Genomic DNA, 12103 nt, shown 5'->3' with positions numbered 1-12103 from the left:
CAGGACCATGCCCATCAACATCCTGATGCCCGCCCTGTCGCCCACGATGGAGGAAGGCACGCTTGCGAAATGGAACGTCAAGGAGGGTGACACCGTCGCCTCCGGTGACGTGATCGCAGAGATTGAGACGGACAAGGCCACGATGGAATTCGAGGCCGTCGATGAAGGCACCATCGGAAAGATCGTCGTCGCAGAAGGCACGGAAGGTGTGAAGGTCAATGACCTGATCGCCGTGCTGCTCGAAGATGGCGAAAGCGCCGATGATATCAGCGCATCCGCTGACACCGCGCCAACCACGGCGCCTGAGGCACCTGCGGAGGCTGCTCCGGCGCCTGCCCCGGCTGAGGCAAAGCCTGCACCAGCAGCACCGGCGAACCCGTCCGGTGAACGCATCTTCGCATCCCCCCTCGCACGCCGCATAGCAGCGGATAAAGGTCTCGATCTGACGTCTATCACGGGGTCCGGGCCCCATGGCCGTATCGTCAAGGCCGACGTGGAAAATGCCACTGCAGCACCGAAGGCCGAAGCGCCCAAGGCAGCCGCAGAAGCGCCAAAGGCAGCAGCACCGTCCACTGGCCCCTCCGCCGATGCCGTCGCCAAGATGTATGCCGACCGAGACTATGAAGAGGTCAAGCTCGACGGAATGCGTAAGACCATCGCCGCCCGCCTCACCGAGGCTAAGCAGACGGTTCCGCACTTCTACCTGCGCCGTGACATTCACCTCGACGCCCTGCTGAAGTTCCGCTCTCAGTTGAACAAAGGGTTGGAAGCGAAGGGCGTGAAGCTCTCGGTCAACGACTTCATCATCAAGGCCTGCGCCAACGCCCTTCAGGAAGTGCCTGATTGCAATGCCGTCTGGGCGGGCGATCGGGTGCTCAAGCTGAAGCCGTCCGACGTCGCTGTTGCTGTCGCAATTGAGGGCGGGCTCTTCACTCCGGTCCTGCGCGACGCTGACACCAAGACGCTCAGCGCGCTGTCGGCTGAAATGAAGGATCTTGCAGGCCGCGCCCGCGACCGCAAACTTGCTCCCCACGAATATCAGGGCGGCACGTTCGCGATCTCCAATCTTGGTATGATGGGCATCGAAAATTTCGATGCGGTCATCAACCCGCCCCACGCCTCGATCCTCGCAGTCGGCGCAGGCGTGAAGAAGCCGGTAGTAGGTGCCGATGGCGAACTGACGACAGCAACCGTGATGAGCGTCACGCTCTCTGTCGATCACCGGGTCATCGACGGTGCCCTGGGGGCCGAGTTCCTGGCCGCGATCAAAGCCAACCTCGAAGATCCAATCGCGATGCTCGCCTGATCGGCCTTTCTCAAATCATTATAGAAAGGGCCGCACAAAGTGCGGCCCTTTTCATTTGCCTTTCTAAGGCAAGCTACTGAAACGGCACACCATTTGCAGAAATCAGCCCATCTGCTGCGGCTTCAATTTCCGTAAAATAGCTGTCATCACCATTTGGCTGCATAAAGACACCAAGCATCATCCGAACCGGCAGCAGATCACTGCTTGTAATCACGCCAATCTGCGTCAGGTTTTCCATCAACTGATTGATCCCGGAAACTTCAACAGTCGCCTTGCCGACTGGGATAGGCTCAAATCCATCCACGATGAAATCGAAGGCGCCGCTCGCCATCAAAGCAGCACCAACCGCATCGGCTTCAAGCCGTTCAATCTGAATGGAGCGTGGCATGAATGGTGGTTGATCCATTTCCATCATACCACCCAAATCCTCCTGAAGATCTATTTCAGCCGATATCTCGGCGATCAACGTCGCAGGATCGCGCGGCAATACCGCTTGCGGATCGAACAGTCCCCAAAGTGTATCGCTCACGGTCAGCCGCTCCAGCCCCAGTGAAAGTGATGCTGCCTGGGCTTCGTCAGACGGCAAAATGGGGCCAGAAATGTCTAGGCTCATTTCCTCAACCGCAAAGGCCGCGCCGGGCACTGGCAGCATATCAAAGGCAATATCAGCGTTCAGGGCCGATGCTCCGGCTTCAAAGTCAAAGCGCCCGTCCCCGACGCCAACAGCAAACGCGGTTCCACCCGAAGACGTCTGATAACTGAAATTGCCATCCGGCCCCCCAAATTCCGCAGATCCTTGCGATCCAGATGAGCTGAACGAAAAACGAAGCACGTCATCTGGGCCAATCGTCTCGGTCTCCCCACGGATGAGAGGCCCTGCCGTATCCAAAGCGAATGACAGACCCTCACTGCGCGACGAACTGCGGGAACGCCCGTCGACCGCGTCGACAAAGAACTCCGTCACCATCGATCCAATGCTGCCAGACATTGACTGGTCCCCGTCAGCTGCCCACGTGCCGACACTCCCGAGCTCGGACAGAAGAACATTGAGATCGAAATCCACGGGGTCCTCACCAACCGCCTCTTCGAACTCAAGCAATGTCATCGCAAAGCTCTCAACATCGAAGGTATAATCGATCAACTCCGGTACGCCATCGGCATCACGTTGTGCCCCGTCCGCGATGCGGAACCGATAATCTGTCCCCAACATCTCGACGCCAAAGGTGAGGCTTTCCAGCTCGCCTTCGCGACTATCGATCCGAATACTGCTCTGCTCAGGCCAGTCGATCTCAACGTCATAATCGTCAGCAGAAGGGCGGAGTGCGATTGGACCACCCGTGAACGTGAAGAGACCCACCTCCTCATCTGCCGTGTACTTAAAACCATCCGCAACGATCGCATCGCCCTCTACGCGCTGATTGCGCAGCTTGAAGTCGACATTCATGCTTACCGCAGCCTGTTCGATCAGGGCCAACGCCTGGGCAGGCGTCAACTCCTGCGCGAAGGCCGGCAGCGCAGTCGTGGTCATGAGTATGAGAGCGGCAGAAACTGAGTGTCGCACGGGAATGGGTCTCCGGTTGAGGGGGCTACCCCCTCAACCTTCACCGCAAAACATCTGGGTTCAAGTGTCGATTGCCACAGCTACCGGATCAATCGTCCGATACGCTCAGTAAGTGGTTCATGCTGTTGGCCGGCTGATCGCATCCCGCTTCACCAACTATGCGCGCAGGCACACCGGCGACAGTCTTGCACGGCGGAACCGGCTGCAAAACGACCGAACCCGATGCAATCCGACTGCAATGCCCGATTGTGATATTACCTAGAACAGCGGCCCCCGCACCGATCAGCACGCCATCCCCGATCTTGGGGTGCCTGTCGCCGTCTTCCTTTCCGGTGCCGCCGAGCGTCACGGAGTGCAACATAGAGACATTGTCGCCCACAACGGCAGTTTCACCGATGACAATGGAATGGGCGTGATCAATCATGATCCCCTGCCCGACTCTCGCACCGGGATGAATATCTACGCCAAACACTTCAGACGTCCGCATCTGAAGGAAATAGGCCATGTCCTTACGCCCATTGATCAGCAGATGATGGGCGATCCGATAGGCCTGAAGCGCCTGAAATCCCTTGAAGAACATCAACGGCTGGATCAGTCGGTGGCAGGCCGGATCACGTTCCAGCACCGCGACCGCATCGGCACGCGCCTTGCGCCCAAGCGACTGATCCTCCTGATGGGCCTCGATCAGAATTTCGCGCACCAGTCCCTCGGTCATCTCACCAGACGCAAGTTTCTGCCCAAGCCGGTAACACAACGCATCTTCGAAGCTGCGCCGGTTCAAAACGCTTGCATGAACCAGTCCGGCAAGTCGCGGTTCATCCGCAGCCATCGCCTTTGCTTCTTCCGTGATCTGAGCCCAAACCGGGTCCAGCGCTGTCACATCAGCCGTTTGTGTGGCATGGGGCATGGTGGCCTCCCAGCAGAGATAACTCCTACTGACATCGGACGTGACAGCGCAAAGATCAAGCAATGAGTTGTGATGGCCCCCATCACACCGGTGCAGGCACGATCAATTCTGTGAGATGGATGGCGATACGAACCGTACCACCGGCAAAGGATCCCGCATCCGCGGTCAGCTGCAATGGCGTATCATTCCAATAGGTTACCGGCTGGCCAGTGATCCCCCTGGCATAGGCGTTCAACGCGATACCCAAGCCCGATCCATAGCGATCTACCGCACCCGGCACACCAAACGACCATGTCGTCAGCCCAGCGCCGCTAAAGGGTACGATGACCCGCGCGGTTACACCAATCACCTGCGATCCGGCTGGTATCAGATCAGGCGTGGTCAGATCCGTGCCCGCGCCGAGCACGAAATCAGCCTCGATGATACGTGTTACGGTCTCTGCTCCGCCACTCGACAAGGCAGGCGCGACCCGCCGCCACCCAGTTCCATCCCAACCCATCCGGGCATTGGCCGGCACCACATGCGCTTCCCATCCGATTACGGGGGATACGAAGCTCCAAATCCCATTGGCGAAAACGGCAACCTTGTCATCCTGGCCGACCCAATCCCCCGTCGCCGCCGTGCCAACCCCGTAGGCGTCACCATCGGCTGGCGAAAGCGGCGGATTGACGACATCGACATCCTGCAGCGCAAGCTGCACCAACCCATCCAAGCGGGTCAGCGCCTCATTCACAGTGACATGCTTTTGTGCCTGCGCAGCTTGCACGAGTGGCAATCCAAGTCGTGAAGTCTCAGTCATTTCGCGTCATCCTTGCTTTCAGGCCAATGCCGAAGCGGGCAGAGATTTGCCCGACTTCAATCTCGTAAGGGGCTGGCGGAAGGTTTTCCTGCGGAACCGTCACCTGTGGCGCATCGGTCTCCGCAGACCAAACGACGGCGCCATCCTTGATCAGCCTCACATCATAGCGTTCCTGCTCTTCGGAAAGCGGTACTTCGCCCGCCGTCCACAGGTCCCCATCCACACGGGTGCGACGCACCCATTTCAGATCCAGATCTCCACCGGCGACCCGAGCCTGCAGATGTACGGGCGCGTAGGGCCGCAACCCGACACCATCCCACGCCTGCTCAATCGACAGATATGTCGGATCGTCATAGCCCAGCGCCGCAGGGCCCACGCGCAACTTGCGCGTCAAAGTCCTGGCAGAGATGCCAAGGTTGATCTGCTCCAGCGCACCGTCCAGCACAACCACATCGCTGCCGACCGGCCAGCTTTCAGGGATAAGGGGCTCTGTTCCGGCTTGTCCTCGCAGCAAGTCACCGATCTCCCACAGACCGTTCGCAACAAGGGCCGCATTCGCGAACTGGAAAACTTCCCAGTCCCCCACGCCGCCAAACCGAATGGCCATAGCGTTTGCGCCATTCAGGACCGCCGCGCGGTCTCGGCTTTGCAAGACCCCATGGCTAACCCTTATGCGGCAGCCTGAAGACCAGACACCCGCCCTCGATCTGACAAGTGGTGTATCGAGCACTCCGACCGTTGCAGTCTCTGAAAGCTGGGTATTGAAGGCAAACCCATCATCGGTCGAAGACATGAAGACATTGATTGCCCCCGGCCATGGGTCCGATGCCGCGGCGATATGCGGGGCATGGGGCACCTCCTCACCGGTCAACAATGGCAGATCGAGCACATGCACCAAAGGAGAGGCGACAGTCGCACCGGCCCCGGTGTCGAACAAGCGTTCATCGCGTGGACGAGACACGAACAGCGCAGGATCGGTGCGACGAAACTCAATCCTGCGATCCAGCCCATCCTCAATCCGGTCAATCCGCCAGTTCTCATTGGCAAGACCAACGACGTCCCCAGCTTCCAGTGCCAACAGCGACGGGGGCAAGACGATCTCGCCGCCATCACGCGAAACCTCTCCTTCAAACAACCAACGCTCAGCAGCGCTCTCCGCCATCGCCTGGCTCAAGGCGAGCGGTAGGTCAGAGCCTGTGGCCCGCATCGGCACATTCGCGCCCCGTATGGCTTCGGCGGACCCGCGCTGATAGGAATCGTCGCCGTTAAAATAGCGCAACCGAACCCGATCAGCACTTTCCGACACGCCATCCCGCACCAGCTTGGGGCCAGCCGAATTATCCCTCAGGACTGTATCGCGCCCCTCCAAATCCGCGTCACGCCGTCCGGTGCGCATGAAAAAGACGAGTGTTCCGTTTCGCTCACGACAGTCGAAACCAAATGTTGTCATCAGAGGTTGCAAAGCCGCCCGCGCAGACTGACCGTCGCGCAGTTCCATCCCCGGCACGACGCCGTAAAGCGCACTGACATCAATATCGGTCACACCAGAGCGTGCGCATATTTCGCGCACCAGATCCGGCAGCGGCGCTTGCTCGATCCTTCCGTTCAGCCAATGCCCGCGATTGTAATTTGGCCCATCTGACCAAACGCTTGTACGATTCGGAAAGTCGGGCCATGGCCTCAAATCCCAAGCCCAGACATGGCTCCGCGCCGTCTCAAGCATCGGCCCATCATAGATCTCTGAAACCGGATTGCGCCCGGGCGCATCCCAGTACTCGGTCATCACCTTGACGTACTGGTGCTGAATCAGATCATCCCGTGCACCGGTCGAGAAATAAGGCCGCGCACTCTCGGTGCTCTTGGCATCAAGGAAAACATTGGGCTGATTGGTGCCCTTGTCGATGGCCGGGCACCCAATCTCGGTAAACCAGATCGGTTTCGAGCGCGGCTCCCACGCGGTCTGCAGATCATTGCGCACACCGCCTGGTCGATCAAAATGCGGCCGCCCCCACCAGTTTCGCAGGTCCTTGTAGCGAAACACATGGTGGTCGCCGTAAGCACCGTCCGTGATGGGCGTCCGGTTCTGGGCCGCGCGGTCCACGTCACTGGCATAGTACCAGTCGAACCCCTCGCCGCCTTCGATATTGGCGCTCAGGTAGTCAGGATCGTGAATACTCCGCCACCCGGCTTCCGCATCCAAATGCCCTTCCCCGTCCCGCCAGTCGCTGAGCGGCATGTAATTGTCGATCCCAACAAAATCGATATTGGAATCGGCCCACAACGGATCGAGGTGATAGAACACATCACCAGATCCGTCGCCCGGATGGTGTCCGAAATACTCGGACCAATCCGCCGCATAGCTGATCTTCACACCCGGGCCCAGGATCGAGCGTACCTCACCGGCCAGCTGCCGCAGAGCGGCGACAGCGGGGTAACTTCCATCCGATGCGCGCAACGTGGTCAGCCCGCGCAACTCAGACCCGATGCAAAAGGCCTGCACCCCACCAGCCACGGCACAAAGCCACGCATAGTGCAGCACCATACGGCGATAGCCGCCATCCGCCGGACCTGAATAGGAAACACCGGTTGTGTGTGGCGAGAAATCGCTGACTTGCGCGCCCCCGAAGAACGCGTTCACAGCACCGATCACCGCAGCGGTGCCATCCAGGTCCGAGGTTATGCGACCGCGCCATGGAAACGCCCCCTGCTCCACCCCGCCATAAGGGTCAGTGCGTCCATTGCCGGACGGAATATCCATCAGGATAAAGGGATAGAATGTCACGCCCTTACCATGGGTGTGGATCTGCCAAATGGCCTCCAGCACACTGGCATCCGACGGCGTTCCGCCATAGCTGACACGCCCGTCCGTGCGAGAGATATCATAGGCTGCCCCGCGCCCAATCCCGCTGACCATCCACGGCATCCGTGCGCCGTCGCTGGCCTTCTGCTCCACGCCGGGCACAACATCGCAGTGTTCTGCCCGCAGGTCCGTGCCAAACCAGCTGACAACCAGCAAAGTCGAGGCAAGGTTGGGCATCTGCCGCGACATGTTCTCCAGCGACACTGCCGCATCTGCACGCCCATCGTAGTTGTTCACATTGGTCGAACGGTAACTGCCCGGCCCCAGCTCCAGATTGACCGCCGCATTCGCAAGCGCATATTCCCCCGCCCCGGGCAAAAGCGCGACCGCCTTGATCCCCTCCCGGATCGGCGTCTCATCGCCGCTTTCTGGCTGGCGAAACACTTCCATGGTGATCTGCGGAATGCGGTTGCCAAACCGTTCCAACTGCAACTCTTCAAAGACGGCATATGCTGTCCCACGATAGGCAGGCGCATTGGCATATCCCTCGACAGCAGCGATCAGCGGATCAGGAACCTGATCCTCACGGCCCGTATGCACCCGCATCGAATAGGCAGAGCGGGGCAGGATCTTGCCATCGGCCCACACCCGACCGACACGTGTGATCTCTCCTTCGCACAAAGCGAGCGCGAAGCTCACAGAATAGCTATAGGTCACAGTGGTTTGCGTGACCTTTGGGCGTGAGCGACCCTTGCCACCACCACCCTGTGTCTGGGTGTCACGGGTGACAGTCTCGCGAAATCGCGTCGACCAGATCATCTGCCCAGGCAATCGCATGCGCCCAGCCAGATAGGGAAGCGGCGTGCCGGCCTGCGCGCCGGACAGCCGAAACGTGTCCAGTCGTCCCGTCTCAACGGTCGAGGACCCACCCCCCACCATCCGCTGATCGATCAGGGATCCCAGCGTCGCCCCGACTGCCTGCCCGATCGTTGCACCACTCAGCCCCAGAACAGTGCCCCCGAACATGCCGCCAACGGCAGATCCTGTCGCGGCTAGAAGTAACGTCGCCATGTCATGTGCTCCGATCAGGAAAACGGAAGGCCGCAACAATGCGGCGCGACCAGGCAGGACCGAGAGAGGTCTCCACCACCCCATGCCCCGAATAGGCATGAATGATGCGCGCGCCCTCTGGGCCGGTTTCAGAAACGATGGCCACATGCTTGGCAACGGCAGCACCTTGCATACGGAACAGCAACACGTCTCCGCGTCCCCAGCGTCCGCTCAACCGGGTCATGTGGCGGGCCGCACCGGCATCCAGTCGCTCTTCCCGGCTCACCTCCGACCAATCGGGGGTGTAGCTTGGCACCGTTTCCGGCTCCGGACCGATCACAGCCCGCCAGACCCCGCGCACCAGACCCAGGCAATCAGCCCCCGCCCCCTTGCAGCTGGCCTGATGCAGATAAGGTGTCCCCAGCCAGCCACGGGCCTCGGCTACGATGTCATCAGCGCTGCAATGAACTGCCATCATGCCCCTCCCCACGATTGGGATAGGACGAGATGAAGTCCTCTCCGGGGATATGCGGAAACCCGCGATAGTTCAGGAAGTTGGCGAACTTTGTGCGGCAAGTCGCAGCGCGCCGATCACATCCGGCCGTCAGGCGCAGACCTGTCCCGGCACCAATCCCTGCGACAGGTTCGGACCAAAGCACAACCTCCCGCTGCCCATCAACGGTCAGACCATCGCGCTTGATTGCGACGGATTGACCGGCCAGTGGACCGTCCGTCCAGACCAACACCCCACCATCAAACCAGCCGGGCTCATAGGCGTCGAGGCCGCCGACCAAAACGCCCTGCGCCGTGACAGCGTCCACAACCGTGACAAGCCGATAGTCCGGATGGTCAAGGTCAACACCACAGCGCAAATCGCCAACCTGCGCATCGCAACTTGCCGAGATCATCCGCCCCGCCGGTGTGTTCAGATCATCCGCGAGAGAGCGCAGCTCTGCCTCAAAGGCCCCATCCGCCCGCGCAATCTCACCAATCCGCCCGGCAAAAAGCGACAAGTCCAACTCTGGCCGGGTCCAGTCCACAAGATATTGCTGCACCGTCGCGCCATCATAGCGTCCGTCCGCTATATCTGCTTCGGTGATCCCGCCTGCGCTCAGCGCTCCAAGCGCCTGCCCATTGTCGCTTGCCAGTCCTGTCGTGCGATCAAGCGCGCCTGCGATCATGCCCGTGGACGCCTTGCAGAGCACATCCCGCACCCGCAGATCGCTGTCATGATCGGTGAACCCCATAACGACGCCATCGGTCCGGGTCAGGATCCAGCACCGGCAAAGGGTCGTCGCCCCACTGTCGAGCCGGGCCTGCAACTCATCTGAAATCTCACGCATCAGACCCGCACCTCGATCACCGGGATCGACGGGATTTCTCCCGCCTCAAAGGCCGCGATATTCGTCTCGATGAAATCGGTATCGAACCGGACAGGGACATCAAATTCGTAGCCGGCGCTGACCGCAGCCCCATCTTGCGGAGGATCATCAAAGGTCACGATGCCGGTGGTCAGGTCGACGCTGAAATCGTCGAACAGCTCCACACCATCAATCGCCGCACGCACGGTCAGATCAACCGGTTTGACGATCGGCCGCACATAGCTGGCTGGGCCGGACGCATACGTCTTCACCAGCTGAAATGCCCGCGTCGTCCCATCACCGGTTGCAATCACCTGGTCCGTCGCTTCTGGGACGCGGTCCCGGCTGCCCGACCGGAAATCGACCCAATCTTTCCAGCGAAATCCATAGAGCTGACCCATCCGGGCTTCAAAAAAACCCGTCACAAGCTCCAGATCGTCGAGTGACCGAACACCGGTTCCGGCATCATATCGCCTGCGGCCATGGGCCCAGGGACTGTTGCGTTGCTCATGGCCGCTGGCAAGGGTCACGATCTCGGTGCGCCGCTCGGGGCCGCCGCTCGACCCGAAACTCAGCTGTGCGGGAAACCGCACTTCATGAAAGCTCATCACTCTATCCCCTGAAAATACTGCTGTTTCGGATTGGTCCAAATACCCAGACCCCGGCCTCGCGCCGCGGTCTGTGGTGGAACTGGATTCGCCGCGCTCACATATTCCGGCGGCCACGCGCCATCGCGCGGTTCATCTCCGCCGCAATCTGTCCGCGTGACCGTCGAAATCCCTGCACATCTGGCGTGTTGATGTTCATGTTGACCGTGACCGTCCCGCCCGCGGCACCGCCAGAGGTCTTGACCCCCAGGGCCCCGTCAGGCCCCCGCGCCAGCGGCATGATCGCCTCTGGCCCGGCCTCCCCCATCAGCCCGGTGCCTCCGCGCATCGGAAAGGTCGTCGCACCGCTGACCACCCCGCCTTTGGCAAAGGCACGCACCCGTCCCGCACCAAAGGCGCCCCCCTGCGCAAAGGCTGTCGCACCGCCGAACAATGCGCCAATCCCGCGTGTCACCACACCGTTCAGCGCGTCTCCAACAGCGTTCTGAACAGGGGTCAGCGCCTGATTGAGCACCGAGCTTGAGATCGCCTGTCCCATCTTGCGCAGCGCATCCGACGCCCGCTCCCCGTCAAAGACCAGCGCATCGAACGCGCTGCGCATGCCGCGACCGATCGCGCGATCAAATCCCGCCACCCCCTCGCGCGTCCGGTCAAGCGACCTGCCTGTCTGATCCAGCTCACGCCGGAAGGCCTCGACGACCGTTTCCGTGGTCGCAACAGAGGCATCGACCTCGGCAAACAGTTCTCGCACGGCCTCAGGTCCGTCTTCCACCTCATCCACCATTCTTTGTCTCCTTGTCTGGGAACTGGGCCGTCAAGGCCATCAGATGCGCCCGCCCCATCACCCGGGCGGCGCTCGGGTCCAGCCCGGCTATCAGCATCAGTTCACCTGGCGTCAGCCCCCAGAACTCGGCGGGTTTTAACCGCAGTTCATGCAAGCCAAGGCGCAACAGCCCCGGCCAATCCAGCCCAGTCATTGAATTGCAAAGGATCGGGCCAGCAGACGGGCCGCAGCCCGCGCCGCCTCGGTCGCGCCACCTTCGATCACGCCGTTGCTGAGGGCCTCGACCCCGATATCCGCACCGCCGCCCCGCAGACCTGCGCCAAGCACGGCAATCAGGTCCTTGGCCGTGAACGAACCGGTCTCGAAACGCTCAATCAACGGGATCAGGCCCGCGTCGCCGAGCGCATCCTCCAACTCTGCAAGGGCACCAAGGGTCAGCCGCATCTCATGCCGCGCCCCATCAACGGTCAACCCGACCTCACCAGCCCAGGGGTTCGTCATCACAGGGCCACGAAGGTCAGCTCACCCGCGCTGGCAAGCGCCAGCTCATAGACCGCCTCACCATCATATTCGCCGGAATATTCCAATGATGTGATCTGAAACGGTCCCTCGATCACCCCGAAATCGGGCACCACGACCTGACAGTTCGGGATTTCGCCGGCAAAGAAAACCTCCCGCACCCGCGCATCCGTCGTTTCGTCCTTGAAAACACCAGAGCCTGAAAGCGCGGCAGAGCGGACACCGGCCCCGCCCAGCAACTCACGCCACCCGCCAGAGCTTGCGACACTTGTCACATCGACCGTATCCGCGTTGAAGCTGATCCGCGTGGCACGCAGCCCCGCCACAGTCTCGAAATTCGCGCCGCCCGTCATGTCGATCTTCAAAAGCAGATCCCTGCCCATTTGCGTGGCCATGAGTAAATTCCTT

The 12103-nt window shown here is 60.7% G+C and carries 12 protein-coding genes; 1 reads left to right on the top strand and 11 read right to left on the bottom strand.

The features are described from left to right. Window positions 1-7: 7 nt before the first annotated feature. Entirely contained in the window at window positions 8-1306 is a 1299-nt protein-coding gene (locus POI8812_RS07345) for a pyruvate dehydrogenase complex dihydrolipoamide acetyltransferase (protein ID WP_108781907.1), read from the top strand. Between the two features lie 73 nt (window positions 1307-1379). Here POI8812_RS07345 and POI8812_RS07340 read toward each other — a convergent pair whose 3' ends face one another. The 11 genes from POI8812_RS07340 to POI8812_RS07290 form a co-directional block, all read right to left on the bottom strand. Next, window positions 1380-2834, bottom strand: a complete 1455-nt coding sequence (locus POI8812_RS07340) for a DUF2125 domain-containing protein (RefSeq protein WP_108781906.1) — start codon at window positions 2832-2834, stop codon at window positions 1380-1382. A 121-nt stretch (window positions 2835-2955) separates the two neighbouring features. Further along, window positions 2956-3774, bottom strand: a complete 819-nt coding sequence (gene cysE, locus POI8812_RS07335) for a serine O-acetyltransferase (RefSeq protein ID WP_108781905.1) — start codon at window positions 3772-3774, stop codon at window positions 2956-2958. Between the two features lie 82 nt (window positions 3775-3856). Next, window positions 3857-4573: a DUF2793 domain-containing protein gene (locus POI8812_RS07330; RefSeq protein WP_108781904.1), complete on the bottom strand. Its 717-nt coding sequence runs from the start codon at window positions 4571-4573 to the stop codon at window positions 3857-3859. Continuing rightward, the gene (locus tag POI8812_RS07325; RefSeq protein ID WP_108781903.1) at window positions 4566-8444 is read right to left on the bottom strand and encodes a baseplate multidomain protein megatron; all 3879 of its coding nucleotides are present in this window, start codon (window positions 8442-8444) and stop codon (window positions 4566-4568) included. The genes POI8812_RS07330 and POI8812_RS07325 overlap by 8 nt, the downstream gene beginning before the upstream one ends. Before the next feature lies 1 nt (window position 8445). Next, the gene (locus tag POI8812_RS07320) at window positions 8446-8898 is read right to left on the bottom strand and encodes an NlpC/P60 family protein (protein ID WP_108781902.1); all 453 of its coding nucleotides are present in this window, start codon (window positions 8896-8898) and stop codon (window positions 8446-8448) included. After that, complete coding sequence (locus POI8812_RS07315) at window positions 8876-9766, bottom strand: phage/gene transfer agent baseplate hub protein (protein ID WP_108781901.1); 891 nt, start codon at window positions 9764-9766, stop codon at window positions 8876-8878. Before POI8812_RS07315 ends, POI8812_RS07320 begins: the two co-directional genes overlap by 23 nt. Next, window positions 9766-10392, bottom strand: coding sequence for a DUF2460 domain-containing protein (locus tag POI8812_RS07310; protein ID WP_108781900.1), 627 nt, complete (start codon window positions 10390-10392; stop codon window positions 9766-9768). Before POI8812_RS07310 ends, POI8812_RS07315 begins: the two co-directional genes overlap by 1 nt. 97 nt (window positions 10393-10489) lie before the next feature. Then, window positions 10490-11176, bottom strand: coding sequence for an RcGTA-type gene transfer agent tail tape measure protein (locus POI8812_RS07305; protein WP_108781899.1), 687 nt, complete (start codon window positions 11174-11176; stop codon window positions 10490-10492). Continuing rightward, window positions 11166-11369 (bottom strand): phage tail assembly chaperone, encoded by a 204-nt coding sequence (locus POI8812_RS07300; RefSeq protein WP_108781898.1) that lies wholly within the window; start codon window positions 11367-11369, stop codon window positions 11166-11168. Before POI8812_RS07300 ends, POI8812_RS07305 begins: the two co-directional genes overlap by 11 nt. After that, entirely contained in the window at window positions 11366-11677 is a 312-nt protein-coding gene (locus tag POI8812_RS07295) for a gene transfer agent family protein (RefSeq protein ID WP_108781897.1), read from the bottom strand. The genes POI8812_RS07300 and POI8812_RS07295 overlap by 4 nt, the downstream gene beginning before the upstream one ends. Beyond that, a complete protein-coding gene (locus POI8812_RS07290) occupies window positions 11677-12090 on the bottom strand; it encodes a phage major tail protein, TP901-1 family (RefSeq protein WP_108781896.1) in 414 nt (137 codons plus the stop codon). Before POI8812_RS07290 ends, POI8812_RS07295 begins: the two co-directional genes overlap by 1 nt. Window positions 12091-12103 lie beyond the last annotated feature (13 nt).

Source organism: Pontivivens insulae (genome assembly GCF_900302495.1).
GTDB lineage: Bacteria > Pseudomonadota > Alphaproteobacteria > Rhodobacterales > Rhodobacteraceae > Pontivivens > Pontivivens insulae.
Note: the sequence above shows the minus strand (reverse complement) of the source record. Positions and strands in the feature narration are given on the sequence as shown.